A 24737-nucleotide genomic window follows, 5' to 3' on the forward strand; every position below is an offset into this window, starting at 1 on the left:
CTTCCCCTTATTGAGCCAGGATCATGGCGAAGTAGCCGAAGATGGTGAGAAGGATGCCCGAGACGGCATAGCCGACCGGGAATCCGATCCAGGGCACGGAGCTCTGGATCTCGACCGCGGCCTCGCGGCACGGGCCGGAATGCGAGCGCGCGCCGGCAACGCCGCCCATCAGCACCGCCGGATTGATCTTGAAGACGTGGAATCCGATCGCCCAGACGATGAACGGCGGGATCGTGCACGCGATGAAGCCGACGATGAAGATCTTGAGCGCGAGCGCGCCGGTGAGCTGAGCCAACAGGCCGGCGCCGGCATTGACGCCGACGATCGCGACGAACACGACGAGGCCGAGATCCTCGAGCACGTTTCGCGCCGCATTCGGCGTATTGCCGAAGAAGCGCAGACGCGACACGACCGAGGACACGATCACGCCCGACAGCAACAGGCCGCCGGCATTGCCGAGGCCGACCTTGGCGCCGAAGGCCGGGAATTCGATCATGCCGATCAGGAAGCCGATGATCATGCCGACCGACAGGGTCAGCAGGTCGGTCGAGGTGTTGGCGCGCGCGATGCGGCCCCACATCTCGCCGAGCTCGTTGACCGCCGACTTCAGGCCGACCACCGAGACGATGTCCATGCGTTCCAGCTTGGTCTTGAGACCGGCCGGGATCTGCACGCCGCCCCGTTCGACCTTGGTCACCTGCAGCTGGCCGGCGATGGCCGTGTCGCGGAAGGATTCGAAAGTACGCCCGACGACGTCCTTGTTGAAGACGACGATTTCAGCCTGGTCCATGGGTATACCGAGCGTCTTGGCGTCGGCGACCTCCGGACCGATCAGGCCCATCTTCTCGGTCAGATGCTCGGTCGAGCCGCCCAGCGCGACGATATCGCCCTTCTGCAGCACGAGCTCGGGATCAGCACCCTGCGGCTCGCCATTACGCCCCACGTTGACGATCCGATATTCCGGATTGACCGCGCGGAATTTGGCGATGCTCATCCCCACCGTCGCGGGATTTTCGAGCCGGTAGGCCCGCAGACCGAACTGACGATAGCCGGTCAGAGCGCCGCCTTCGAGATCCTTGACGCCGAACTCCTGCTCATACTGCTTCGCGGCAGCCTTGGCATCGACGCCCCACCAGCGCGGGAGATATTTGCAGATCAGGATGATGCCGACGGTGCCCCAAATGTAGGTGATACCGTAGGACAAGGCGATCATGCCGGAGGCATCCTCTGGCTTCATCCCGGCAGGCAGTTTCACGACGCCCGACGTGACGGCCTGCTCGGCCGAACCAATCGCCGCCGACATGGTCTGCGAACCCGCCAGCATGCCGCCGGCCGCACCGGGCGGAAGCGCGAACAGCTTTGCACCGATCACAACGAGCGCCAGGCCGATCACGCTCGACACCACGGCGAGGAACAGGAACTTGATGCCGTCGCCCCTCAGGCTGTTGACGAAGGAGGGACCGACGCGCAGGCCGACGCCGTACATGAAGAGATAGTAGAACAAGCTCTTGGCAAAGTTATTCAGCTCCAGCTTCACGCCATAGCTGGATGCCCAGACCGAGAGGCCCGCGCCGACCACGATGGCACCGGCGACCATGCCGAGGCCATAGCCCTTGATGCTGGCCCGGCCGATATAGACGGCGAGACCGACCACGAAGAACAGCAGCAAATAGGGGTATTGCTGCAAGAATTCGAAAAATGCCTGCATGTTCGTCCCCTCCCGGCCTATGACGCGGCCTTGAGCTTCGGCTGCGCGCTCGGCTTTGGCCTGCCGAGCTTGGCCAAGGCTTCCGTCCGTACGAGTTTCAGCCCTTCCTTGGCGTCGTAACCATGGATCTCCTTCACATCGAGCTTGCGCATGAAGTCGATGGTCTCTTGGGTGATGACCTGGCCGGGCACCATGATCGGGAAGCCCGGCGGATAGGGAATGACGAAATTGGCCGAGACGAGCTCGGGACCGGCCTTCAGACGCCGGTCGATCTCGGGGTCGTTGAGGCGAATGTGCTCGCAGCCGGCGACGTCATAGGCCGCGTAGAAGCCGCTGCGGATGTCGCCTTCATTGGTCTTGGTGCCGGCATCGCCGCGGAAGCTCGGGTGGAAATGCGAGAAGTTCGGCAGGTCGGGCACGTCCTTCATGAGGCTCGTCACCCGTGCCTCGAAGACCTTCCGCGCATTGGCACCACCCTGGGCAAGGCCGCGGTCGATCTCGCCCGCGATCTCGGCGAGCACACGGACCAGATGCGCGACATCGCTGCGGGTGTTGTTGATGTTGGACTGGACCAGCACCGAGTTGCGCGAGGTCTTGTTGACCTGGATGTTGTACTCGTTGGCGAGAATGCCCTTGAACTGCGTGCCGTCATAGCCGGCCATGCCGCACACCAGCGTCATGCGGGTCGGGTCGAGACAGAACTCGTCCTCGTTCAGGCTCTTCAGCGTATTCGCCCAGTTGACGCCGGGGGCGAGGAAGTCGGTGAAGCCGCTTTGGCGATACTGCGCCGGCACCATGGCGTCGGCACCGAGGATGCGGAAGTATTTCGAGATCAGCGGATTGTTGTTGACTGCCTGGCGGATCGCGAACGCAATCTCGATTGCATTGGCGACGAGGCCATAGCCCTCCAGCTCCATCTGCCGCCGCGAGATGTCGAGGCTCGCGATCAGCTGCTGGTTCGGACTTGTCGAGGCGTGGGTGAACACCGCCTCCTTGAACTGCTGCTCGACGGTGTGGAATTCGACGTCCTTGACCGAGAGCATCGAGCCCTGGCGGATCGCCGACATCGACTTGTGGGTCGAGTTGGTCTGGTAGACGCGCAGCCGGATCTGTCTGGGATCCGGGATCAGGCGGGTCTTGAGCAGCGCCTCCTCGGACGGGTTCTTGCCGAGCTCGGCCTGCTGCTTCTCATAGGCCTCGACCGACTTGGGATGGCGCATCCATGCCTCGATCTCGTTGGCGGCGCCAAGTCCGGTACGGCGGCGCAGGAACGGCGAGAACCGCGCGAAGCCGAACCAGGCTTCATCCCAGAGGAAGATCAGATCTGGCTTGATGGCGAGGCATTCCTCCATCACCCGCCTTGTGTTGTAGATATGGCCGTCGAAGGTGCAGTTGGTCAGGTCGACCATCTTGACCCGGTCGAGCCGGCCGTCGGCCTTGGCTCCCAGCAGCGCCTGCTTGATGGTCTTCAGCGGCACCGCGCCGTACATCGAATATTCCGTCATCGGGAAGGCTTCGACGTAGAGCGGCTGCGCGCCGGCCAGCACCATGCCGTAGTGATGCGATTTGTGGCAATTGCGGTCGACGATCGCGATGTCGCCGGGCGCGAGCAGCGCCTGCACCGCCATCTTGTTCGACGTCGAGGTGCCGTTGGTGACGAAGAAGACGCGATCGGCACCGAGCGCCCTCGCCGCCTTCTCCTGCGCCTTCTTGATGTTGCCGGTCGGCTCCAGCATGCTGTCGAGACCGCCGGTGGTGGCGCTGCTCTCGGCCAGGAACAGGTTCGGGCCGTAGAACTCACCCATGTCCCGTATCCAGTCGGACTTGAAGATCGACTTGCCGCGCGCGATCGGCAGCGCATGGAAGGTGCCGATCGGACGCTGGGCGTATTTCTTGAGATTGTCGAAGAACGGGGTGTCGTAGCGATCCTGGATGCCTTCCAGGATCGACAGATGCAGTTCCAGCAGTTCTTCAACGGAATAGAAGATGCGGCGGACCACATCCGCCTCGGGATTGCCGGCGAGCTCCTCCACGTCCCGGTTCGAGATCATATAAAGGTCGAGCTCGGGCCTGACGCGCTTGATGATCTGGGCGAGCCGCAGCGCCGAGGCATCGGTTTCGTCGTTGAGACCGGCCGTGGCCATGATCGAGCGCAACACCGGCGCATCGTGGCGCGAACGCAGGCCGAAACCCTCGTTGATGATGACTGCTCCGATGTTCGGATTGAGCATCGTCGCGCAGAAGGCGTCCTCCAGGCTGCCGACGATGACGGGTTCATAGATGAATGCGTCGACCGGGCGCCGCAGCTTGCGCCATTCGGCGGCCAGCGCCGGCCATTGGCTGGATGATACGCCGGTGACGATCAGGGTCTCGAAATACGGCCTGCGCGCGCCGTGCGCGCCAAAGGCCGGCGGCACCAGTTCGGGTGCGTCACCATTGCCGTCGTCCTTGGCGTTCCAGTCGCCGGCATGCTGGCGGAAGGACCGGGTCGCCAGCGCCTGGGCAATTCTCGTCGCAAGGGCGAACGATGACGCGCCGTCGCCGGCGGCCGCAGCTTCCCGCAGCGCCGCCATGAGGTGCGGACCGGGATAGCCGTGAAACTCTTCGGTGATCGAAAGATCGGCCAGTGCCGCGTCATAGGCTGTGCGATTGCCGACGCGCGCCCAGGTCTTTGCTGTTTCCACTAGGTCGCGCCAGTCGTCTGCCCGTGCACCAGGGCCGGAAAAGAACTGGTCGATACGCTTCTGTGCGGGCTTGGCGTCTTTGGACATCTCTCTCTCCCGATCCTTTTTACCGAAGGTAATGCGGGATGGTGGGTGCGGCGCTGCTCGCTCCGTTGATCCAAGTCAACGGTCGCATGCATTATGCGACCCGATGCCATGCGTTCGCAGCGCAACACGACAACATCAGGCCATTCGTTGTGCGACACTCGCCTGATCATCGCCGGGCAGGTCACCAGTGCCAGCGGCGTCCGTCAGCCGGCATTGTCGTTCAGCGCCGATCGCGACAGGCCGCCCGCAACGGGATAGCCATGGCCGAAGGCGGCCGCGAGGTTCGGCGCCCAGTCCCAGAAACTCCTGACGGACATCGAGCGGTTCATCGCCCGTCCTCCGAACGGGACGCTTCGCAGCGCAGCAACACAATCAACAGCGCGACCACGGGCAGGCCCAACGCGAGATCGGGAATGTTCTTGGTGGCAAGAGCGCCGGCCGCGGCACCGAAGCCGAACACGGCACATAGTGCGAAGAAGATGCCCGAACGCCGCAGCGTTCCCAGTGGCGCGCCCCCTGCTGCGACTGCGAAGACGTTCTCGATAGCCTGACGCATATTGCCGGTGATCATCACCGTGCTGCACGCTGTGCCTTCGACCTTGAGGAACATCGCGGCCTGCATCGCCGCCACGGCGGAAATACCGAGCGTTCCGGCCAGATCGGGCAGCCGATTATGCAGGATACCGATCGCTATCAAGAGCAGGATCTCGATCAATGTGCTGATCGCGCTGGCCCGCTCGCCCGCGACGCGGCGCAGCCAGGCTGCAAGCACGATTCCGATCGCGAAAGCCAGGATTGGCGGAACGAAGTGCAAGGCCTTCGCCCAGTTGCCGGCCGTCGCATAGACCCAGAGGAAGACCAGATTTGCGGTCTGGGCGTTCGCCATCACACCGTGGATGATCCAGGTATAAGCGTCGATATAGCCGCCGGCAAAGGCGAGCAGCAGGACGATCTCGACTGTCTCATCGCGGCGGATCGCGCCGGCTGCGACGTCAAAGGTACTCATGTCGGCAATACGGGCTGTCGCGCACATTCCATTGCGTCATAGGCGCCGCCACGTTGCCGCGAAGGCTTGATCTGGATCAAGCAACACCCCCGCCGCCATCAATCAAATCACGCCAAAGCGCCGGGGAATGCCATGGAAACCGTCAGGTGGATCATTGCCACCGCACCGGAAATTTTCCTGCTGCTCGCGATTGCGATCGGCACCATCCTCGGCCGCATCAGGATCCGCGGCTTCTCGATCGGAACCACCGCCTGCATCCTGATTGTCGCCGTGCTGATCGGACAACTCGGGAGTTTCACGTTCCCGCCGATCCTCAGGGCGATCCTGTTCAGCCTGTTCGTGTTCACCATCGGCTACCGTTCTGGACCGGAATTTTTCGCTTCGCTGAGCCTGCGGACCCTGGCGCAGGTCGTGCTGGCGCTGGTGATCGGCGCCACCGGGCTCGTCCTGGTGCTCATCTTCGCTCGTGTCTTCACGTTGGATACAGGGACAGCGGCGGGACTGACGGCCGGGGCGCTGACGCAATCCTCAGTGATCGGCACCGCATCTGGCGCCCTGGCGCAGCTCGGCCTGCCTAGCGACGTGCTGAAGCAGCAGGAAGCCAACATCGCGGCGGGCTACGCAGTGACCTACGTGCTCGGCTACATCCTGACGCTCCTTTACGTGCCATTCATCGCGCCACGGCTGATGCGGATCGATCTGAAGGCAGAGGCGAAAAAACTCGAGGCGGAGCTCGCCGGCGGTGCGCCGCCAAAGACGGAAAACCTGTCCTATCGCAAATTCCAGGCCCGCGCCTATCGCGTGTCGGCCGGCGCTGGTCGCACCATCGGTGCCATCGAGGCGGAGATCGGCGGCCGCACGGTCGTGGAGCGGATCGTTCGCAGCGGGGCCGACATCAAGCCGCAGCAGGACACCGTGCTCGAGGCCGGCGACGACATCGTCATTGCCGGTCCGACCGCGGCGATCGTCGCAGCCAAGCCGATTCTCGGGGCCGAGATCGACGCGGGGGAACTGCTGCGCAACCTGCCCGGCAACGTGATCGAGGTGCTCGTCGAAAACCGCCAGCTGCACGGCCGCTCGCTGCGCGAGATCGTTGACCGGCTCGGTGACAATACACGCGGCGTATTCCTGCGTGCGCTGACGCGCATGGGCCGCGAAGTGCCTCTCGGTCCCGACACGCGGGTCTACCTCGGCGACGTCATGACGCTGGTCGGCAGCACCAGCAATATCGCGCGGGCAACGGCGCAAGTGGGACACGCCCTGAATACGAGCGACCGCACGGACATCGCCTTTCTCGCCGCAGGCATCGCAGTGGGTCTTCTGGCCGGCCTTGCCAGCTTCAAAGTCGGCACTGTCGCATTGACGCTGGGTGGCGGCGGCGGCGCGCTGATCGCAGGGCTCGTCTGCGGCTGGCTGCGGACGCGCCGGCCCGGCATCGGCGCAATGCCGCCGGCGGCGCAGCAGACCCTGAGCGACATCGGCCTCGGCGGCTTCATCGCGGCGATCGGACTCGGCAACGGCCTCGCCGCATGGTCGGCGATCCAGGCCCACGGCCTGTTGCTGGTCGGCATGGGCATCGTCGTCACGCTGGTTCCGATGGTGGTCGGAACGCTCGTTGCCTATTATTTGCTGCGCATGAATCCCGTCGTGACCTGCGGTGCGCTCGCCGGCGCGATGACGGTCGATGCCGCCGTCACCGGCGCGTGCGACGTTGCCGAGAGCCAGACCCCGGTGCTCGGCGTCGCCGTCCCCTACGCGGTCGGCAATGTCGTGCTCACGGTACTCGGCCCGATCGTCGTGGCCGCAACCTACGCAGGTTGAGGGAGACGGGGATGCGACGCGGACCTGCCTTGCTCCATTGTCTCGCGATCACCTTCCTCGCCCTCTTCATGGCCGTATCGCCCACGCGCGCCGGGGACGAGGTCCGCATCCAGGAGGAAATCTGGGCGCTGCCCCTGCCGCTGCCGATGTTCGCCTATCTGGTGCGCCCGGTCGGCGACGGACCGTTTCCGCTGGTGATCATGAACCATGGTGTCTCGCTCAACCCGACCAATCGCAGCTTTTTTCCGCTAGTGGAATTTCGCGACGCCGCCAAATGGTTCGCAAGGCGAGGCTATCTGGTGGTGGCGCCGGTCGGCAGCGGGTATGGCGCAGCAGCGATCGATATCCCCGAGCGGGCGCTCTATGGGCCGTTCTTCTCGAAGGTCGGCAAATGCACCAATCCGAACTTCCATGATGCCGGCCTTGCGATCGCCCAGGTCGATCTCTGGATCATCGACTATATGGCCGCCGAGAAGCGGATCGTCCCGAAGGACGTGATCGTAGTCGGGCAGTCCGCCGGCGGCTGGGCTGCGATCGCCCTGTCGAGCATGAACCCGCCGCAGGTGAAGGCCATCATTGTCTTTGCCGGGGGCCGCGGTGGACGCGTCGACGGCAAGCCGAACAACAATTGCGCTCCCGACCGCCTGGTCGAGGCCACCGCCGATTTCGGCCGCACATCGCGCGTGCCGATGCTGTGGATCTACATCGGGAACGACACGTTTTTCGGTCCCGAGCTGTCAAAGCGCATGCACGATGCCTTCATCGCCGCCGGCGGCCGGGCCGAATATCACCTGATGCCGCCGTTCGGCAACGAGGGACATTTCTTCATCGGTTCGCCGGACGCGGTTCCGCTCTGGTCGCCATTGGTCGCCAAATTTCTCGATGCGCAGAACTGAGTCTCGATCTCGGAGTTGCAGCGATGGCCCGTGCTCTTGATTGTCTCTCTGGCCTCCTGATGGTTGCAGCAATCGGGGCCGCCACGATCTCGAGTGTCGCTTCGCCCAAGGCGGCGCAATCCGAAAAGCCCTCCGAGTTCGCAACGCGCGGCCAGCGCGATGCCAACGACATCAGCTATGGCAGCTGGCAAAAATTGTGCTTCAAGGCCGGCGGCGCGCCCACCCTCTGCCGAACCTCGATCACCGGCCGGTTCGCGACCGGGCAGACGGCCGTGCGCATCGATCTGATCGAGCGGGAGGACGCGCCCACGGCCCGCCTGCAACTTTTCGTACCGGTCGGGATGTACCTGCAACAATCGCCTAAACTAGCCATCGACCACGGCGCCGCGTTCCGCATTCCCTATACCTGGTGTCTCACCAATCTATGCATCGCGGCCGACGTCGTGGCGCCAACAATCATCGCGGAGATGGAAAAGGGTCAGACGCTTCTGCTCGAACTCGTCGATTCCAATCTTCTTGCCCTGACGACCTCCATTCCCTTGGCGCAATTTGCCTCCGCTCACACGGGGGCGCCGTCCAGGACGTTCGAGCAACATGTCGACGAATGACGTCCGGCGCGGAGCTACAAGACGAGGGCGCGCTCGACGGACTCGATCAAGGACTGCGCTGCAAAGGGCTTGATCAGATAGGCAATGCAGCCTGAGGCCATCGCCGCGGCGCGGTTTGCCGGGCTGTCATTGCCGGTGACGTAGATCACCGGCGCCGCGATGCCCTTCTCGGCCAGGTCTCGTCGCACCTCGATGCCGGACTTTGCACCCAGATTGATGTCGAGGATGATGCAGATCGCGGTGTGGAACCTGCCGTGATCGAGCAAGGCGCTCCCGGTGTCGAAAAGCGTCGTGGCGAAGCCGTGTCCTCGCAGAAGCCTGTCCATGCTGGTTCGCATGGACAGATCGTCATCAACGACAAAGACGGACTCGCGCAGGGGCAAGGCGATTGCCTTTCCGGAAGACCACGGTGGGATATTGGATACGATTGCTCCGCATTTTGACGCGGCTATATGCGCATTATTGCACACAGCTCGTCGCGCACTGTCAACACGCCGCGGCATTGTCCTTTGGGACATGCACATCAAGGGAACTCGCGCCGTCCCGAAGCCGTCAGCGTTCGTCCGGATCGAGCATTCCGAGACGCTCTGCGATCGAAACGAGCTCCGCCAGCGAGCGAACCTGCATCTTCTCCATCACTTGATGGCGGTGCGCCTTCACCGTGCGCTCTGTGGTCCCCAGCTCATGCGCGATCTGCTTGTTGATCCGGCCGCGCACGATCAGATCAAACACCTGCCGCTCGCGCTGCGTCAGCGCGGCCAGATGACGACGAAGCAAATCGAGCCTGCTGGCTTGGGCGCGCGCCGTCCGCTGACTGGCCAGCGCCCGCTCGATGGCATCGAGCAGTTGCTCGGACGACACCGGTTTGGTCAGGAAGTCTTCCGCACCGGCCTTGATCGCACGTACCGTCGTTGGCGTGTCGGCATGACCGGTCAGGAAGATGATGGGCAACATCGAACCGGACGCGACCAGCCGGGCCTGCAGGTCCGGACCGCTCAGGCCAGGGATCCGGACGTCGAGCAGGATACACCCGACCTGCTCCTCATCCGATAGCGAATCCAGCAGCTCCAGTGCGGAAGCATAGGTCGCTACCTCGTATCCCGCGAGCTTCAGCCGGCGCTCGATCGCGGTCCGAAAGGACGCGTCGTCGTCAACAACGTGAACAAGGCCTGGCAACTCTACCTCTCGCCAAAAATCAATTGGGACGCCCGACGTCCTTCTCATTTTTCAAATCGATCTTCACGTTTGAAGGTCGAAATATCTGCTTCGCAATATGTCGCATCGCCCTGTGGCCGGGCTTATCATCCAGCGCAGCAATCGCCAGTGCTGTCCTTTGGTACAATGAACCTCGGGACAATGGATAAGAATACTTCCTTGGCCGAAAATCAACTTCGGCGGGAGTGGGATTGCGCGGCGCATTCTCGGCAAAGTATTTCGTTTGACAGACCAATTCGGCGGAAAAGCTGAGGAGTTGGCCTATGTTCGTTCGCATCACGACGGATTCGACGCTGCGTCCCAATACTCTCCGCGACCTCGGCATGGCAAGTCATTCAAATGCGCTGGTCAATTTAAGCGAATTTTCCTACCGAAAAGGCTCCGAGATCTACGGCGAGAAGGAGCCGGCCGAGTATGTCTACCAGGTCAAGTCCGGTGCGGTGCGAAGCTACAAACTGCTGTCGGACGGCCGCAGACAAATCGGCGCATTTCACCTCGTCGGCGATATTTTCGGGCTCGAGAACGGCAGCGAGCATCGGTTCACGACGGAAGCCATCGTCGACACCACGGTGCGGCTGATCAAACGCCAAAGCCTGGAAACCGTGGCCGAGGGCGATGCCATGGTGGCCAGAAACCTGCTCAGCATGACCACGAGCAACCTCCAGCACGCGGAAGACCACATGCTGCTTCTCGGCCGCAAGACCTCCCTGGAGCGCGTCGCCGCGTTCCTGCTCGAAATGGACAAGCGCCTGACGGCCGCCGGCGTCATGGCGCTTCCGATGTCGCGACGCGATATCGCCGACTATCTCGGCCTGACGCTGGAGACCGTCTCGCGGGCTTTGTCGCGACTGCATGAGCTCGGCGTTCTCGGCTTCATCGGCAACACCCAACGCCAGATCGTTCTGCTCGACCGGCACCAGCTCGCAAGCCTCGATCTGCAGTCCTGAGCCGGCGAAAGGCCGTTCACGATCCGCAAGGTCGCGATTGACCGAGGCGACAGTATCAGGTGCGCGGCAGGTCCGCACCGGGTTTTTCCGTGAGCCCGAGACGGTCGAGCGTCTTGAGCAAGACTTCGAACAGAATGGCGGCGGACCAGCCGAACAGAAGAACACCGTTCATGGCAGTCAGCGGGCCGATCAGCCGCCATTCGCGTACCGGCGTGATGTCGCCATAGCCGAGCGTGGTGTAGTTGACGAACGCAAAGTAGAGCATATCCGCGTCGGCGGCGGCGGCCTGGACGACATGATAGGTCACCGCCCATGTCAGAATTTCGAGCATGTGGGCGGCCTTCAACACGACGGCGACCGCGATCATGGCGCTCATCAGGTGCAATCGCGGCCGCCTGGTATGGCGCGGGACGGCACTGCGGGCGATGGTGACGGCGACCACCGTCACGAGCGCGTGGATTCCGATATTGATCACGCTGACGAGCGTGCCGACAAGGAATTGGAGCATCATCGGGTTGAAGCCAACCTTTCAATCTAGGTCAATCGCGCCTCGACGGCATCCTTCGCGACAACGGTCGCCTGATCGACGCGTGCTGACGCAGCGCGGCCGATCCCCATCCACGCGGTCGAAAGCTCCCAGGCCACCGACAGGATGATCGGCCCAATGAACAGGCCGATGATCCCATGCGCGAGCGTACCGCCAATGACCCCGATCAGGATGACGAGCGTCGGCGTCGTCAGGCCCCGCCCCATGAGGAGCGGCTTCAGCACGTTGTCGAGCAGGCCGACCACGACGAGATAGACCGTCAACAGCACGGCGACGGTCACGTCCTTGTCCATCCAGATCCAGACCAGCACGGGGAGAAGAACGGGGGCGGCGCCGATCTGGACGATCGACAGCAGGAGCACGACGAGCGCGAGCAGTCCCGCGCTCGGAATCTCTGCGAGCTTGAAGCCGATGCCCGCCAGCAGGGCCTGAAGGATGGCGACGCCGATGATGCCCTGCGCGACGGCGCGTATGGTGGCGCCGGCGAGCTCGAGGAAGTGCTCGCTCTGGCCGGGCACGATGCGCAACAGGAAGCCGCGGAGCGCGGCGACGAACTGCGCGCCGTGCGGAAGCAGAAAACCCGCGACGATCACCGACAGCAGGAATTGGAGCATTCCAATTCCGGTGTCACCGGCAAACGACAGCATCATTCCGGCGAGCGGTTTCAAGTACGGCGTCACCTCGCGCAACGCCGCACGGATGTTCGTGTAGGCCTCGTTCCAGATCGCGTAGAGCTGAGGACCGATCAACGGCCAGCTCTTGATCTGCTCCGGGGCGGCCTGGAGCGCGAGATCGCCACTGCCGATCTGGCCCGCGAGGTCCCGGATCCCTTCGACCGCACTGAGGCCGAGCCAGGCGGCGGGACCGATGACGGTGCCCAGCGTGACCAGGGTGAGAACGGCTGAGGCTGTCCGGGGCCGGCCACCGAGGCGTTGGGCGAGCCAGGCGAAGACGGGATGAAACGCCACGGCCAGCACGGCGCTCCAGCTCAGGATCGGCACGAACGGCCGGATCACGAGGAAGGTCCAGAAGATCAGCAGCCCGAGCAGGCCCAGCCGGATCACGAGCTGGACAACGTCCTCCGCGGACAGAAGCTGGCGAAGCGTCTTCAAGGCTCATTGCCTCCGGGCCGGCAGACGGCTGCTGAGCAGCTAGCGGGGCGGCCACCGCGGAGGCTTGATCCAGATCAAGCGAGGCGTTCGGTCGCTAGCGCGATCGGCGACAGGTGCCCCGCTATGTTGAGGTGCTGAGGGCCTCTTCGGAGAGCCAACGCGCAACCGACGTAGCAGCTCTGCTTCGTTTTTGCTTTGGCCTTTGCAGCAAAACAGTTTGGCCCGCGCTGGCGACGCAAGGACCGACCTGAACGAGGTGGCCGGACTCAAGGTCTCCCTGGACAAGTGAACGACGGACCAGCGCTGCGCCCGCACCGTTGCGTACCGCCTCCACGATCAATCCAGCGTCGCTGCACTGAACCATGCGACCAGTCTGTCGACGTTCGTATCCTGTCGCACTGTACCATTCCTGCCAGGAATGACCGGGCGCTACGCCCAAAAGGCCGCAGTCATCATCAAACAAAACCGTGTCTTGAAACGGATCTGCTTGAGCAGACTTGACCATTGTCGGCGGGGCGACCGCAACCAATACGTCTTCCTCTCGGGTCATCCGGTCGCCCACAGCCGCATTGGTAGGCTGCACACGGATCGCGAGATCGAATTCTCCGTCATCAAGGGAGACTCGGGCGTCCGTGGCATGGACGTAGAGGGAGATCTCGCGCAACTCCATGGTCAGGGCTGACAAACGAGGCATCAACCAGCAGCGCGCGTAGGATGGCGCGATGCTTAGCCGAACGACGTTCTTCCGACTTCGCGACCAATCGGACGCGAGGCGTTCCTCCGCGGCTGCCAGTTGCTCAAGCAGAGGCACGACCGCCTCAAGGTAGGCCTCGCCCGCCTTGGTAAGGGCGCTCGACTGACGGTCGAACAGACGGACGTCGAGACGAGCTTCCAGGGCCGCAATTCGTTGGCTTACGGCGCTCTGGGTAAGTCCGAGTTCCGCGGCCGTCCGTCCAAAATTCCGAGTGCGGGCCAATACGGAGAAAGCGCGCAGCAAATGGGTCGGCGAAAGGTCGCGGCGCACGGGCATTAGCGAGGCTTCTCTCTCGATTAGGGAAATCGATTCGACACACCCCGTCTGATCTGGCTAGCTTTCAGCAACTTGGGGGTAAGTGATGTTCGACAGCTTCCGAACGTTAGCACGCTGGACAGGCTGGGCCAATCAGCGGATTTACTCCGCGTGCTCCGAATTGGATCCGACCGAATATTTTCGCCCCCGCGCTTGTGCATTTGGATCGATCCATCGCACGCTGAACCATCTGTTGGCCACAGACAGAATTTGGCTCGCTCGATTGACCGGCGAGCCGCACAACATTCCATCGCTCGATTATGAGGTCTGCGTCGATTTCTCCAGCCTCCGCGATGCCCGCTTCGTGGAAGACGTGCGGATCGTCGAAACTACCGACGTCATCTTGGATAAGGACGGCTGCGCTGGGGACCTGTCATTCAACAGCATGAACGGCACGCCAAGGCAGATGCCGATCCATCTCGTGTTGTCGCAGCTCTTCCTGCATCACGCCCACCATCGCGGACAGGTCCACGCCCTGCTTTCGCAGACGGCCGTGACGCCGCCAGCGCTCGACCTTACCTACTTCCCGGGGGCAGCGGGATAGTCAGCGTTGCTGGGCTGAATGGATCGCGTCTGGTAAGCCGCGGTCCAACGGACTTTTCAACTCGGACCGGCGCCCCTCACCTCAGGACACAACCTGGCGCGCACAAACCTATGCGTCACCGAGGGGCATAGCCACTAGCGATACAAATCGATTTTCACTGAAGGCCGCATCCCGAGACGTCGCGCCGCGCCAGAGTTACGATCGCCGTGGCGGCCGCCTTCAACCCATCCTCCCGCGCGATGGACTCGGCGAGCGCCGTGGCACTGGCGCGTGGAGCGTCCCTGTTCGCCTCGTCGATGGCGCGCGCAAGCCGATCCGCACTCAGGCTTTTGGCGGGCACAGGCGACGGGGCAGCGCCAGCTTTGTGCAGGCGATCGGCCCAGAAAGGCTGGTCGCTCGCGAATGGGACTACCACCGAGGGCACGCCGGCACGGGCCGCGGCGTGGGTAGTGCCGGCACCGCCATGATGGAGCGCCAACGCCACGCGGGGAAATAGCCAGCCATGTGGCGCGTCCGCCAACAGATGGACATTAGCGGGCAAGTCGGCGGCCACTGCGCCGCCCCAGCCGGGGTAGAACAGCGCGCGCCGACCGCGTAGCGCCGCCAGCGCCTCGCGCATCAACTGCGCGCCGCCCAGGCCCCCCATGCTCCCAAAACCGAAATAAATTGGCGGCTCGCCTGCGGCGAGGAACTCGCCCAACGCTGCTGGTGGCGACCAGTCCGTCACGGGCGCCAGCCACTGGCCGCAGATCCGCGCGGTTGGCGGCCAGTCGGCTGGCTGCGGCACGAGGCTTGGGGATATGCCGTAGAGCATCGGATGGTCGGTCCAGACACTGCGGCGTGGCGGCAGCCCGCACACGGCAGCGCGGGCCGCGTTGACCGATGTTTTGAAGATGCGCCAGAGCAATGCATTGACCAGCCTGTGGCTCGTCCGGTTCAGCCAGCGCGGCACAGTACCCGGGCGCACGAATGGTGAGGCGAATTCACGCGTCGGCGTAATCGGGATGAGCCCGGTGCCGATGGCCGGAATTCCGAAGGCCTCCGCGGCAGAAAGGCCCACGAAGGCGGCCAGACCGCCGAGAACCACGGCGTCGCAATCTTCTGCGGCGGCGGCCGCGGTGCGGAGCCACGCTTCGGATTTGGCGGTGGCGATGCGGGCAAATGCGCTCGCCGTGTCAGCGAAACCGCCGCCGCTTTTAGCAAGCGTGTCCTGCCGGAGCGCGGAGCGAATGTCGCCGGCGAGGCCGGTTGCCGGTACACCGAGGGCCGCGGCGTAGCCGAGCGTGGCGACGTCGGCCAGCAGGTGGACACGGTGGCCGGCATCCATCAGTGCCCGGCAAAGCAGCGCCATGGGGCGCGTATCGCCCTCGGTGCCATAGGTGACGGCGACGAACTTCACGTGGCCTTCCGGATATTAGGTTTTATACGCGTTCATGTCGGGCCGTTATCAGTCATTGACCGCCTGACCTCAACTTCGACGCAGGTTGTCTCGGCGTATGCTCCGACGTCGTTGGCGAATGATTCTTCGCCTGATACATTTCGAGCGCTTCCGCGCAACGCATTATGGTGGGGGCGATCAAAGGCCGATATGCACGCCGCAGGAGCCACCCCGGAAACCCGACACCGCGCTCCTCCATCGCGACACGAGCCCGCGGATGGAATATGAAACCAGGCCCTGCCGGGCGATAGCGACGCGGATGGACGCCGAACTCTATTCGCTCGATATGTTTGACGTTCTTGTAGCCGTAGTGGGCCGGTGCCACCAACCGCAGCGGCGCTCCATGGGCCACCGGGAGCGGCGCGCCGTCCAAACGATCGGCCAGCAGCACCTCCGGCTGCAACAGGTCGACCAGCGGCAAAGCGGCGTGGTAGCCATCGCTTCCGCGGAACACAACCAGTTGGTCTTCGCACCCTTGAATTAAAGCGAACGCGGTGCAGAAGTCCCGAAAGCCAACGCCTTCCCAGCGGTGGCCGAGACTGCTCCAGGTTGTGACGCAATGGAAGTCGCTGAGCTGGATCGTTCGCGGCAACGCTCCCCAACGATCCGGCCCTACTTCGCCGACGACACGACCATCACTGCTCAATTCAATTCGCACCGTGTCTGGTTTCCTGGGAAAGCGCTTCGCGAAGCGCGGTAAACCGAAACGCGGAAAGGAAGCGATCGGGCGCTGGCCAGGTGGCAAGGTCATCGCCCGTGACCTCGAAGGCTTGCGTGAGACGCCCTGTGCTCCGACGCATTCGGCTGACTGCGCGAGTTAGCGTTAGGGCCGATCGACCAGCGAACTCTGTCGTGTCTGACCTGATCTGCCAATGAGCACGTGACGGCGACGGTCATCGGTAACCTCCTGGTTTGCACGGCGTTCGCGACTCTACTTGTTTTTAATTATAGAATCTAGTATCTAATTCGGATGCCCAGGCCATCGAAGTTCACCGAACATCAGATTCTGGATAGCGCAGCGCGTATCATCGCGAACTCTGGCATAGCCGCCGCCACGATGTCCGCGATCGCCCATGCGCTTGGGGCGCCGTCCGGATCGATCTATCACCGGTTTCAATCACGCGATGAACTGCTGGGCCGCCTGTGGCTCGGTAAGATTGCGGCATTTCACCGGGGGTTTTCAGCGGCGCTCCAACACGACGATCCTAACGAGGCCGCCATCGCCGCCAGTCTGTTTGTTCCTCAGTGGGTCAGGTCGGATCGAACAGGTGCTCGGATCGCGATCATGCATCGGAGGGAGGAGTTTGTAGGAGGTGGCTGGCCGCCAGATATGGAGCGCGAAGCACGGCGCCTGGGAAAGGAGTTTGACGTTGTCCTGGACGACATAGCCCGACGGCTATTTGGCGAGGTTTCGCCCACGTTGAGACGCGCGACTAGATTCGCGATCATTGACATCCCCTATGCCGGGGTGCGCCCGCACATCTCGCGCGGTGAAGCGCCGCCGCCCGAGATCGACAATCTCGTGCGCGCGGCAGCAACAGCGAGCATTCGCGCAACGCGCGAAACCTGCGCTGAACTAACCGGAGCACGTCGCCCCACCGCCCCGTGATCGATGCCCAGTCAATCTCCTACGAATGCGCATGGGCGCATGGTCGCCTCGGCTTCCATTTCGCGGAGGCAACATTCCAGGCCAATCGCTGCGCCTTCGTGTCCACCGGATGTGGGCGAGCCAGTGCTTTTATTCATGCATCACAAAACTATCCAACACGCGCGTAAATTCCGACTGGACAATGCGAGCGACCCACACACAGAGAATTCCATGATGGCAACGAAGGTTTTGCAACGAATTGGCTCGGCACTCCTCATCACACTGGGCGTTGGTCACCTCATCCTCATGATCATCTTCCGAGGGCCAAAAATGCTTGATTGGGTCGCCCAGGGCCTTTGGGCGGCGGTGCCGCTCAAGGGCACGCAGCCCAGTATCGAATCGTTGCAGAACGCAGTCGTCTTCTGGGCAAGCATAGGCAGCTTTGCGATACCCTCGATGTTGCTGGGCGTTCTCCAGTGGACGCTTGCCGGAAGGGGCATCACGCCTGGGGCGTGGCTCGGCTGGACGGTGACCATCTGGTTCGCATTGTTGACGTTGCTGCTGGTCCCATCTCCGGGGATCTTGGGCGTGACAGCCGGCATCTTGTTCCTTGTCGCTACCCGGCAGGCGCGGCCCACTTGACCATGAAGACCCTCGGAACCAAGCACGAGCAGGAATCGGCGCTGACCGAGATGGATCGATTTGGATGCTCGGCCGACACGGAGTCCCTTCAGCCGCTATGCACCCCGCGCCTGGGACGGCCAGGGGAAATAGCTGTCTACCGCCCCCAAAAAGAAGCCGTGTCCGAAGGACACGGCAAGTTTCAGGGAGGGTAGACCGGGAAAATTCCCGATGCATGCGTGAGACGTGGCCCCAGCCAATCATCCGCCGGAGCACGATCGAAATCATCAGCAGTCGTTAGCAGCCGCCGTCACCATTTCAACGCGGCCGTGCGCACGGGATGGTCCCAAAGCGCACGGGTCTCGGTATCGAGCAGACTCACGGTGAGCGAGCACCCCGCCATGTCCAGCGAGGTGACATAGCTGCCGACCAGCGAGCGGGCGATGCGCAGGCCGCGCCTTTCGAGCATCCGCCGCGCCGCATTGTACATCAGATAGAGTTCGATCGCGGGCGTTCCGCCAAATCCATTGACGAGAAGCAGGGCTTCGTTGCCCTCGCGGGCGTCGAGATCCCCGGCAATGGCAGTGGTCATCTCAAGAGCGATCGCATCGGCACGCTCCAGCTTGACGCGGCGGCGTCCCGGTTCGCCATGGATGCCGACACCCACCTCCATCTCATCGTCGGCGAGCACAAAGGTCGGCGTGCCTGCAGCCGGAACCGTGCAACTCGTTAGTGCCACCCCCATCGAGCGCGTCCGGGCGTTGACGCGCTCGCCGAGTGCAACGCAAGCCTGGAGGTCGGCCCCCTTCTCGGCCGCCGCGCCGACGATCTTCTCGACGATCAGAGTCCCGGCCACACCCCGGCGGCCGATGCTGTGGGTGGAATTCTCGACCGCGACGTCATCGTCGGTGACGATGGTGGCCGTGCGTCCCTCAGAAATCTCGGCCGCCATCTCGAAATTCATGCGGTCACCCGCGTAGTTCTTCACGATGAAGAGCACGCCGGCCTCGCCCGAAACGGCCTGCGCCGCCTCGACGATCTGGTCCGGTGTCGGCGAGGTAAAGACCTGTCCCGGACAGGCCGCATCGAGCATGCCATAGCCGACGAAGCCCGCATGCAGCGGCTCGTGCCCGCTCCCGCCGCCCGATACGAGCGCGACCTTCCGCGAATTGAGCTCGCGGCGCCGCACGAACTTCCGCTCGGGCCCGAGCGTCACGAGATCGGCATGCGCCGCAGCCAACCCGTCGAGGCTCTCCGCGAGCACGCCATCAACCGAATTGATGAACTTTTTCATGGTCTCCTCCCCGCTTCGTCTCCCTGAGCTTGGCGCTCATTTTTCCCGTATGATCGCACTCAAGCGCCGCGCGAATTCCTGCAGCAGCGCATCGAGCTGCGCATTGCGCTTCGAGCTGCCGAGGTCCGGCAGGTGCAGCGTCAGCGTCCGTTCATGCGCCCCCTCCGTCAGGCGGCCGATCCGGCGCGGGTGCGCACGGGTGTAGGCGCGAAGGAACGCCGCCTTCGCCTGCGGCGGGAAATGGCAGACGTCGAAGATCGTGTTCAGGTGCTGCACGGGAATCGGCACCGGATAGGCCGGGTTGCTGATCTGGCTGACAAAGCTGCGGTTCTTGCCCATGGCATGGGCCAGGCGCAGCCGCATGCCTGACGGGCGGCTCTCGAGCACCTCCTTGAAGATGCGCTTGTAAACCGCAACGGCGCCGGCCTCCGCCGGTTCATCGATCGCCATGTCAGCCAAGCCCGCCTCCGCTGCTCAAGCGGTCGATGGTCTGCTTGATCTGCGCCAGCGCCGATGCATTCACCGACAACTCGCGCAGGCCGCAATTCAGGAGCGCGGGCAGGCAGCGCGGATCGCCCGCCATGTCGCCGCACAGGCTGACGCTGGTGCCAGTGCGGCGTCCGTGCTCCGCGGTTCGCGCGATCAGTTCGAGCAGGGCCGGATGCAAGGGGTCTATCAAGGGGGCGAGAGCTCCATTGGAACGGTCGCACGCAAGGACATATTGCGCGAGATCGTTCGAACCGATCGAGAAGAAGGAGGCCTTGAAGGTCGCGATCGCCAGGGCCGCCGCCGGGACCTCGACCATGATTCCCAGCTCCGGAAGCATCGCGGCAATGCCCTCGGCCTGCAAGCGCTGCACGATTTCGGCGAACAGCTTCCGTCCGGACTCGAACTCGTCCGGCGCCGTGACCATCGGAAACATGACCCTGAGATTTCCATGCACGGCCGCACGCGCCAGCGCGCGGAGCTGCACGCTGAAGATCTCGGGGCGGGCGAGGCAAAGCCGCAGGCCACGCACGCCCAGAAAGGGATTGGCCTCACCGTCGATGGTGAATCCAGGTACCGGCTTGTCGCCGCCGGCATCGAAGGTGCGAATGGTAACCGGGCGTCGATCGGCCCAGCGCAGAACGGCATCGTAGGCGCGATACTGCGTCTCCTCGTCCGGCAGGCCGCCGCGCTCGGCGAGCAGAAACTCGGTGCGCATCAATCCAATGCCGTCAGCATATTGTGCGTCGGCATGATCGAGATCCTCGACGCGCTGGATGTTGATGAGCAGCTTGATCCGCTCCCCGCGCCATGATGCGGTCGGCCGTCGCAGGATCGCCCGCGCGGACGCCCGGCTCTTGCGATGAATTTCGCGCCGCTTCTCGAATAGCCGGAGCTGCTCGACGCTGGGATCGAGCTCGAGAGTAGCGCCCTCGCCATCGAGCAGCGCCGTCGCGCCGATCTCCGGAACGGCGCCGAGCTGCACGACCATGGGGATGCCTCGCGCGCGCGCCAGCATCGCGACATGACTCGTAGGGCTACCGCGCAGGAGCGCAAGACCACCGCCGGCCGACCAGTCGATCTCCAGGAAACGCGAGGGCGGCAGATCGTCGGCGCAAACGACGGCACCGCTCGGTATCTTGGGGGCCTCGCCCCCGCCTCCGCGCAAGATGCTGATGATGCGGTCGCGCAGATCCGCAAGATCGGAGCAACGCGCCTTCAGATACTCGTCCTCGGCCGAATTATAGTCCGCAATCTGCTCGTCGAGCGCGGAACGCCACGCGACGTCGGCGGCATCCCCTTCGCTTATTGCCGTGAAGATCGCTTCGATGAAATCCTCATCCTCCAGCAGCGCGACCTGGAACTCGAGAATCTGCGCGGCCTCACCTCCCGCGATCGCGGCGAGCTCGGCGATCTGCCCGCTCGCCGCGTCGATCGCCTTGCGAAGATCGAGCGCCTCCTCGACCAGCGAGCCTGCGATCCGCTCGCCATTCGTGCCCGCATCGACACGGACGAGCGGGCCGTGGGCAAAGCCGATCGAGGCGGTCCTGCCGCGATAAGCCAGTCCGGCAGCGCTTCCCTGCATGCTACGACGCCTCGTCCGGAAAGTCTGTTGCGATCAGGTTGACCAGGGCGGCGACGGCAGTCTCCGCGTCGCTGCCCGACGCCTTGATCTCGATCGTGCTGCCGTAAGCCGCGCGCATGGCCATGATCTTGGCTACGCTCTTGGCATTGATCCACTCGGCCGCGCCCGCGACCCGGACGGAAATCTGGGCCTGGAACTTCTTGGCCAGCTTGGTCAGCTTGACCGCCGGGCGTGCATGCATGCCAACCGCGTGCACCAGCCGCACATTCTCGGTGATAATCTGGCCGTCCGCTTTATCCAACATCGCCTCATTCCATCATCGTTTCGCCGACGCGTCAGTCGGCAGAGAGTTCCTCGGCCACGGCCTTGACCTGGGCCAGCGAGCTGCCGCCCGCCGCCTCGGTCGCCGCCATCACGGCGCCCTCGACGATCGGCGCGTTGCATACGACAACGAGATCGCGGCGTGCCGGCTCCAGCATTTCGACCGCCATCTCGCTGTTTGTTTCGGCGCCGCCGAGATCGACGAGGATCGCGACGCCTTTCGCCGACCAGGCATCGTTGATGGCATCGACGATCAGCGACACGCTGGTGCCGAGCCCGCCATCGGGATTGCCGCCGCAGAAGGCCACCTTGACCTCGCTACCGACCATCTGCCGCACCATGTCGGCGGTGCCTTTGGCGATGTCCTTCGAATGCGAGACGATCACGATTCCCACGGCATCAGTCATTGCTTTCCCTCCAGGCTCGCGCATACCGCCTGCACGAGAACACAGCTCGAGCGCGCGCCGGGGTCGATGTGACCGACGCTGCGCGGCCCGAGAAACGACGCCCGCCCCTTGGTGGCCTGCATCGGCGCGGTCCGCTCGACCGCCTCTGCGGCCGTTGTGCTGACTCGCGCGATCAGGTCCGGTTGGCCGGCTCCATTCTTCAACGTCTCCAGCACGGGAACGAGCACGTCGAGCATGGTCTTTTCGCCGGCGTGCGAACGGCCGCGGGAGCTGACGGCGTTCACGCCGCTGCCGAAGACATCGGCGATGTCCTCAGGCAGGTGCTTGTCGTGCGAGAGGGCCTCGCCTGCGGCGAGGAAGAAGCTGCCGTAAAGCGGGCCGGAAGCGCCGCCGACCGTCATCACGAGCGTCTTGCCGATCGTCTTCAAAGCCTCGTCGAATGGCTGTTCGGAGATCGCATCGAGCTTGCCGAGCACGGCTTCGAACCCGCGCTTCATATTGTATCCGTGGTCGCCGTCACCGATCGCCTGGTCCAGGCTCGTGAGCTCGGGCGCGCTGGCAATGACCCGCTCTGCGGCCACCCTGACCAGCGATTTGAACGTCTCGGGTTGCAACGACATCGCGTTTGATCCTCTAATGAACCGCCGGGAGGCGCTGCCCGGCGCCGTCGAAGCAGAGCGGTTGCACCAGATCCAGCTCGACCTCCTGACCGGCATGCAGCAGTTGATGCGGATCCGCAAGCGTGACCAGCATCTCTCCCTTATAGTCCAGGTGAACGTGATTCTGCTCGCCGAGGTGCTCGACCCGGTGCACCCGGCCGACCATCGGCCCGCCATTGCGCGCCGCGAGGCGGAGGTGCTCGGTGCGGATGCCGACGGTCTCCGTTCCCGGCGGCAGCGGCACGTCCGACAACAGCCGCGCGGGGAGGAAATTGATCTGGGGAGTGCCGAGGCGCGAGGCGACATAGCTCGACGACGGACTCTCGTAGATCTCCCGGGGCTTGCCGAGCTGGAGCAGCTCGCCGTCCTTGATCACCCCGATCCGGGATGCCATCGTCATGGCCTCGACCTGATCGTGGGTGACGTAGAGGATGGTCGCACCAAGCTCGAGCTGGATCCGCTTCAGCTCCAGCCGAAGCTCGGCACGGAGCTTGGCGTCCAGCGACGACAGCGGCTCGTCCATCAGATAGATCGAGGGATCGCGGACCAGCGCACGACCGATTGCCACCCGCTGCATCTCGCCGCCTGAAAGTCGGGCTGCGCGATTGTTCAGCTTGCTTGCGATATGCAGCAACTCCGCCGTCTGCTCGACCCGCTTCTTGATGATCGGCTCCGATATCCGTCGCGCGGGCGAGCGCAACGGGAACGCAAGGTTGTCATAGACGGTGAGATGCGGATAGAGCGAATATTGCTGGAAGACGAAGGCAATATCGCGCGCTCCCGGAGGAGCCAGCGTCACGTCGCGTCCGTCGATCATGACCGAGCCGGAATCGGGAGTCTCGAGCCCGGTGATCAGCCGCAAGGTCGTGGTCTTGCCGGCACCGCTCGGTCCGAGCAGCACCATGAATTCTCCGTCGTTCACCGAGAGCGAGAGCTCGCGCACCGCCGCCACCGTGCCGAACCGCTTGCTGATGTTGCGTAGGGCGACGTCAGCCATGGTTTGCGCTCCCCTCGTTGGCCGTTCGTATCGCAAGGCCGCTGGCGACGTCGAACAAGGCGAGTCGTTCCGAACGGAATTCAAGGCCGACTCGCTCGCCGATGCGCACGGGCGCGCTGGAAGGCAACCGCGCCGCAATGCGCCCATGCGCGGTGTCGACGGTGACGATCTGGGTGGTCCCAAGATACTCGGCGCCAAACACCTCGCCGCGGACGGGTGCCGCGTCGGCGAAGCGGATATGCTCCGGACGAACGCCGAGCGCCATACGGGCGCTGGCACGATCCTCCCGGATCTCCGGCACCGCGATGCTCGTGTCATGGAAGCTGATCGTTCGATCGCCAGAGCGCAGACCTGCATCGAAGCGCAGAAAATTCATCGGCGGTGAGCCGATGAAATCGGCCACGAACATGCTCGCGGGCCGATCATAGATCTCCTGCGGCAGGCCGATCTGCTCGACGCGTCCCTGGTTCATGACCGCGATCCGATCCGCCATCGACATCGCCTCGAGCTGGTCATGCGTCACGTAGACCGTGGTCGCCCCGATGCGATCGTGCAGGTCGCGGAGCTCGCTGCACATCAGATGACGGAACTCGGCATCGAGCGCGCCCAGCGGCTCGTCCATCAGAAAGGCCTTTGGCCGCCGCACCATGGCGCGGCCCAGCGCAACCCGCTGCCGATCGCCGCCAGACAGCTTCGACGTCTTGCTCGACAGCAGATGCTCGATCCGCAGCAGTTTGGCTGTCTCCTGCACACGCTGGTAAATATCGCGCCGGGCCATGCCCTGGCACTTGAGGGGAAAGCCGATATTCTCGGCCACGTTCATGTGCGGATACAGTGCGAAAAGCTGAAATACGAAGGCGATATCGCGCGCGGATGCGCGCTGGAAGGTGACGTCCTCATTGTCGAGCAGGATCTTGCCTTCAGTCGGCAGCTCCAGGCCCGCAATCATGCGCAAGGTGGTGGTCTTGCCGCAACCGGAGGGGCCGAGCATCGCAAAGAAGGTGCCATCCTCGATCGTAAAGTTGGAGCCTTGTACGGCGGTAAACTGATCGAACGACTTGCGCAGGTTTTCGACGCGGATTTGTGCCATGTCTGCC

General features: G+C 63.7%; 25 protein-coding genes and 1 pseudogene. 7 read left to right on the forward strand and 19 right to left on the reverse strand.

Going from position 1 to position 24737, the window contains the following annotated elements:
* Positions 1-7: 7 nt before the first annotated feature.
* The 4 genes and pseudogenes from ACNJYA_RS23950 to ACNJYA_RS23965 form a co-directional block, all read right to left on the reverse strand.
* The gene (locus tag ACNJYA_RS23950) at positions 8-1708 is read right to left on the reverse strand and encodes an aspartate:alanine exchanger family transporter (protein ID WP_439400792.1); all 1701 of its coding nucleotides are present in this window, start codon (positions 1706-1708) and stop codon (positions 8-10) included.
* Positions 1709-1725: 17 nt separating this feature from the next.
* The gene (locus ACNJYA_RS23955; protein ID WP_439400793.1) at positions 1726-4479 is read right to left on the reverse strand and encodes a decarboxylase; all 2754 of its coding nucleotides are present in this window, start codon (positions 4477-4479) and stop codon (positions 1726-1728) included.
* A 206-nt stretch (positions 4480-4685) separates the two neighbouring features.
* A pseudogene (locus ACNJYA_RS23960) lies at positions 4686-4800 on the reverse strand (SulP family inorganic anion transporter); the annotation flags it as partial.
* A gap of 4 nt (positions 4801-4804) precedes the next feature.
* Positions 4805-5485 carry a YoaK family protein gene (locus ACNJYA_RS23965; protein ID WP_172784561.1) on the reverse strand — a complete coding sequence of 227 codons (681 nt, stop codon included), beginning with the start codon at positions 5483-5485 and terminating at the stop codon, positions 4805-4807.
* Positions 5486-5617: 132 nt separating this feature from the next.
* Between ACNJYA_RS23965 and ACNJYA_RS23970 the strand changes: the two genes are divergently transcribed.
* The 3 genes from ACNJYA_RS23970 to ACNJYA_RS23980 all read left to right on the forward strand — a co-directional run bounded on the left by ACNJYA_RS23970 (position 5618) and on the right by ACNJYA_RS23980 (position 8810).
* On the forward strand, positions 5618-7306 hold the full coding sequence (locus tag ACNJYA_RS23970; protein WP_439400794.1) for an aspartate:alanine exchanger family transporter: 1689 nt from the start codon (positions 5618-5620) through the stop codon (positions 7304-7306).
* 68 nt (positions 7307-7374) lie between these two features.
* Positions 7375-8202, forward strand: coding sequence for an alpha/beta hydrolase family protein (locus ACNJYA_RS23975; protein WP_439403464.1), 828 nt, complete (start codon positions 7375-7377; stop codon positions 8200-8202).
* 23 nt (positions 8203-8225) lie between these two features.
* Positions 8226-8810: an invasion associated locus B family protein gene (locus ACNJYA_RS23980; RefSeq protein ID WP_439400795.1), complete on the forward strand. Its 585-nt coding sequence runs from the start codon at positions 8226-8228 to the stop codon at positions 8808-8810.
* A 14-nt stretch (positions 8811-8824) separates the two neighbouring features.
* Here ACNJYA_RS23980 and ACNJYA_RS23985 read toward each other — a convergent pair whose 3' ends face one another.
* Both ACNJYA_RS23985 and ACNJYA_RS23990 read right to left on the reverse strand, forming a co-directional pair.
* Positions 8825-9136: a response regulator gene (locus tag ACNJYA_RS23985; protein WP_439400796.1), complete on the reverse strand. Its 312-nt coding sequence runs from the start codon at positions 9134-9136 to the stop codon at positions 8825-8827.
* A 226-nt stretch (positions 9137-9362) separates the two neighbouring features.
* Positions 9363-9986, reverse strand: coding sequence for a response regulator transcription factor (locus tag ACNJYA_RS23990; protein ID WP_439400797.1), 624 nt, complete (start codon positions 9984-9986; stop codon positions 9363-9365).
* Positions 9987-10288: 302 nt separating this feature from the next.
* On the opposite strand from ACNJYA_RS23990, the gene ACNJYA_RS23995 reads away from it, so the two are divergent.
* Complete coding sequence (locus tag ACNJYA_RS23995) at positions 10289-10972, forward strand: helix-turn-helix domain-containing protein (protein WP_172784554.1); 684 nt, start codon at positions 10289-10291, stop codon at positions 10970-10972.
* A 55-nt stretch (positions 10973-11027) separates the two neighbouring features.
* On the opposite strand, the gene ACNJYA_RS24000 is transcribed toward ACNJYA_RS23995, so the two are convergent.
* The 3 genes from ACNJYA_RS24000 to ACNJYA_RS24010 form a co-directional block, all read right to left on the reverse strand.
* Entirely contained in the window at positions 11028-11483 is a 456-nt protein-coding gene (locus ACNJYA_RS24000) for a potassium channel family protein (RefSeq protein WP_172784553.1), read from the reverse strand.
* 23 nt (positions 11484-11506) lie between these two features.
* The gene (locus ACNJYA_RS24005; RefSeq protein WP_439400798.1) at positions 11507-12631 is read right to left on the reverse strand and encodes an AI-2E family transporter; all 1125 of its coding nucleotides are present in this window, start codon (positions 12629-12631) and stop codon (positions 11507-11509) included.
* Between the two features lie 121 nt (positions 12632-12752).
* Entirely contained in the window at positions 12753-13661 is a 909-nt protein-coding gene (locus ACNJYA_RS24010; RefSeq protein WP_439363540.1) for a LysR family transcriptional regulator, read from the reverse strand.
* Between the two features lie 85 nt (positions 13662-13746).
* Between ACNJYA_RS24010 and ACNJYA_RS24015 the strand changes: the two genes are divergently transcribed.
* Positions 13747-14244: a DinB family protein gene (locus tag ACNJYA_RS24015; protein WP_439400799.1), complete on the forward strand. Its 498-nt coding sequence runs from the start codon at positions 13747-13749 to the stop codon at positions 14242-14244.
* A 154-nt stretch (positions 14245-14398) separates the two neighbouring features.
* On the opposite strand, the gene ACNJYA_RS24020 is transcribed toward ACNJYA_RS24015, so the two are convergent.
* A complete protein-coding gene (locus tag ACNJYA_RS24020; RefSeq protein ID WP_439400800.1) occupies positions 14399-15643 on the reverse strand; it encodes a glycosyltransferase in 1245 nt (414 codons plus the stop codon).
* Between the two features lie 52 nt (positions 15644-15695).
* The gene (locus ACNJYA_RS24025; protein WP_439400801.1) at positions 15696-16433 is read right to left on the reverse strand and encodes a molybdopterin-dependent oxidoreductase; all 738 of its coding nucleotides are present in this window, start codon (positions 16431-16433) and stop codon (positions 15696-15698) included.
* A 219-nt stretch (positions 16434-16652) separates the two neighbouring features.
* On the opposite strand from ACNJYA_RS24025, the gene ACNJYA_RS24030 reads away from it, so the two are divergent.
* Positions 16653-17291: a TetR/AcrR family transcriptional regulator gene (locus ACNJYA_RS24030; RefSeq protein WP_439400802.1), complete on the forward strand. Its 639-nt coding sequence runs from the start codon at positions 16653-16655 to the stop codon at positions 17289-17291.
* Between the two features lie 210 nt (positions 17292-17501).
* Complete coding sequence (locus ACNJYA_RS24035) at positions 17502-17912, forward strand: hypothetical protein (protein WP_439400803.1); 411 nt, start codon at positions 17502-17504, stop codon at positions 17910-17912.
* A gap of 289 nt (positions 17913-18201) precedes the next feature.
* Here ACNJYA_RS24035 and dhaK read toward each other — a convergent pair whose 3' ends face one another.
* The 8 genes from dhaK to ACNJYA_RS24075 are packed head-to-tail and all read right to left on the reverse strand — an operon-like array spanning position 18202 to position 24730.
* A complete protein-coding gene (gene dhaK / locus ACNJYA_RS24040; protein WP_439400804.1) occupies positions 18202-19185 on the reverse strand; it encodes a dihydroxyacetone kinase subunit DhaK in 984 nt (327 codons plus the stop codon).
* A gap of 36 nt (positions 19186-19221) precedes the next feature.
* A complete protein-coding gene (locus ACNJYA_RS24045; protein WP_439403465.1) occupies positions 19222-19635 on the reverse strand; it encodes a hypothetical protein in 414 nt (137 codons plus the stop codon).
* Position 19636: 1 nt separating this feature from the next.
* A complete protein-coding gene (gene ptsP / locus ACNJYA_RS24050; RefSeq protein ID WP_439400805.1) occupies positions 19637-21256 on the reverse strand; it encodes a phosphoenolpyruvate--protein phosphotransferase in 1620 nt (539 codons plus the stop codon).
* 1 nt (position 21257) lies between these two features.
* The gene (locus ACNJYA_RS24055; RefSeq protein ID WP_172784543.1) at positions 21258-21560 is read right to left on the reverse strand and encodes an HPr family phosphocarrier protein; all 303 of its coding nucleotides are present in this window, start codon (positions 21558-21560) and stop codon (positions 21258-21260) included.
* A gap of 31 nt (positions 21561-21591) precedes the next feature.
* Complete coding sequence (gene dhaM / locus ACNJYA_RS24060; protein ID WP_036041954.1) at positions 21592-21984, reverse strand: dihydroxyacetone kinase phosphoryl donor subunit DhaM; 393 nt, start codon at positions 21982-21984, stop codon at positions 21592-21594.
* The gene (gene dhaL, locus ACNJYA_RS24065; protein ID WP_439400806.1) at positions 21981-22604 is read right to left on the reverse strand and encodes a dihydroxyacetone kinase subunit DhaL; all 624 of its coding nucleotides are present in this window, start codon (positions 22602-22604) and stop codon (positions 21981-21983) included. The genes dhaM and dhaL overlap by 4 nt, the downstream gene beginning before the upstream one ends.
* Positions 22605-22617: 13 nt before the next feature.
* Positions 22618-23640, reverse strand: coding sequence for an ABC transporter ATP-binding protein (locus ACNJYA_RS24070; RefSeq protein WP_439400807.1), 1023 nt, complete (start codon positions 23638-23640; stop codon positions 22618-22620).
* Entirely contained in the window at positions 23633-24730 is a 1098-nt protein-coding gene (locus ACNJYA_RS24075) for an ABC transporter ATP-binding protein (protein WP_212256557.1), read from the reverse strand. The genes ACNJYA_RS24070 and ACNJYA_RS24075 overlap by 8 nt, the downstream gene beginning before the upstream one ends.
* Between the last annotated feature and the right edge of the window lie 7 nt (positions 24731-24737).

The sequence above is a fragment of the Bradyrhizobium sp. BLXBL-01 genome (genome assembly GCF_051853025.1).
Taxonomy (GTDB): Bacteria; Pseudomonadota; Alphaproteobacteria; order Rhizobiales; family Xanthobacteraceae; genus Bradyrhizobium.

What these genes read in the sequence shown, in the direction of transcription:
- ACNJYA_RS23950 (WP_439400792.1), bottom strand. Translation starts at nt 1,708, where the DNA reads ATGCAGGCATTTTTCGAATTCTTGCAGCAATACCCCTATTTGCTGCTG.
- ACNJYA_RS23955 (WP_439400793.1), bottom strand. Translation starts at nt 4,479, where the DNA reads ATGTCCAAAGACGCCAAGCCCGCACAGAAGCGTATCGACCAGTTCTTT.
- ACNJYA_RS23965 (WP_172784561.1), bottom strand. Translation starts at nt 5,485, where the DNA reads ATGAGTACCTTTGACGTCGCAGCCGGCGCGATCCGCCGCGATGAGACA.
- ACNJYA_RS23970 (WP_439400794.1), top strand. Translation starts at nt 5,618, where the DNA reads ATGGAAACCGTCAGGTGGATCATTGCCACCGCACCGGAAATTTTCCTG.
- ACNJYA_RS23975 (WP_439403464.1), top strand. Translation starts at nt 7,375, where the DNA reads ATGGCCGTATCGCCCACGCGCGCCGGGGACGAGGTCCGCATCCAGGAG.
- ACNJYA_RS23980 (WP_439400795.1), top strand. Translation starts at nt 8,226, where the DNA reads ATGGCCCGTGCTCTTGATTGTCTCTCTGGCCTCCTGATGGTTGCAGCA.
- ACNJYA_RS23985 (WP_439400796.1), bottom strand. Translation starts at nt 9,136, where the DNA reads ATGGACAGGCTTCTGCGAGGACACGGCTTCGCCACGACGCTTTTCGAC.
- ACNJYA_RS23995 (WP_172784554.1), top strand. Translation starts at nt 10,289, where the DNA reads ATGTTCGTTCGCATCACGACGGATTCGACGCTGCGTCCCAATACTCTC.
- ACNJYA_RS24000 (WP_172784553.1), bottom strand. Translation starts at nt 11,483, where the DNA reads ATGATGCTCCAATTCCTTGTCGGCACGCTCGTCAGCGTGATCAATATC.
- ACNJYA_RS24010 (WP_439363540.1), bottom strand. Translation starts at nt 13,661, where the DNA reads ATGCCCGTGCGCCGCGACCTTTCGCCGACCCATTTGCTGCGCGCTTTC.
- ACNJYA_RS24015 (WP_439400799.1), top strand. Translation starts at nt 13,747, where the DNA reads ATGTTCGACAGCTTCCGAACGTTAGCACGCTGGACAGGCTGGGCCAAT.
- ACNJYA_RS24025 (WP_439400801.1), bottom strand. Translation starts at nt 16,433, where the DNA reads ATGACCTTGCCACCTGGCCAGCGCCCGATCGCTTCCTTTCCGCGTTTC.
- ACNJYA_RS24030 (WP_439400802.1), top strand. Translation starts at nt 16,653, where the DNA reads ATGCCCAGGCCATCGAAGTTCACCGAACATCAGATTCTGGATAGCGCA.
- ACNJYA_RS24035 (WP_439400803.1), top strand. Translation starts at nt 17,502, where the DNA reads ATGATGGCAACGAAGGTTTTGCAACGAATTGGCTCGGCACTCCTCATC.
- dhaK (WP_439400804.1), bottom strand. Translation starts at nt 19,185, where the DNA reads ATGAAAAAGTTCATCAATTCGGTTGATGGCGTGCTCGCGGAGAGCCTC.
- ACNJYA_RS24045 (WP_439403465.1), bottom strand. Translation starts at nt 19,635, where the DNA reads ATGGCGATCGATGAACCGGCGGAGGCCGGCGCCGTTGCGGTTTACAAG.
- ptsP (WP_439400805.1), bottom strand. Translation starts at nt 21,256, where the DNA reads ATGCAGGGAAGCGCTGCCGGACTGGCTTATCGCGGCAGGACCGCCTCG.
- ACNJYA_RS24055 (WP_172784543.1), bottom strand. Translation starts at nt 21,560, where the DNA reads ATGTTGGATAAAGCGGACGGCCAGATTATCACCGAGAATGTGCGGCTG.
- dhaM (WP_036041954.1), bottom strand. Translation starts at nt 21,984, where the DNA reads ATGACTGATGCCGTGGGAATCGTGATCGTCTCGCATTCGAAGGACATC.
- dhaL (WP_439400806.1), bottom strand. Translation starts at nt 22,604, where the DNA reads ATGTCGTTGCAACCCGAGACGTTCAAATCGCTGGTCAGGGTGGCCGCA.
- ACNJYA_RS24070 (WP_439400807.1), bottom strand. Translation starts at nt 23,640, where the DNA reads ATGGCTGACGTCGCCCTACGCAACATCAGCAAGCGGTTCGGCACGGTG.
- ACNJYA_RS24075 (WP_212256557.1), bottom strand. Translation starts at nt 24,730, where the DNA reads ATGGCACAAATCCGCGTCGAAAACCTGCGCAAGTCGTTCGATCAGTTT.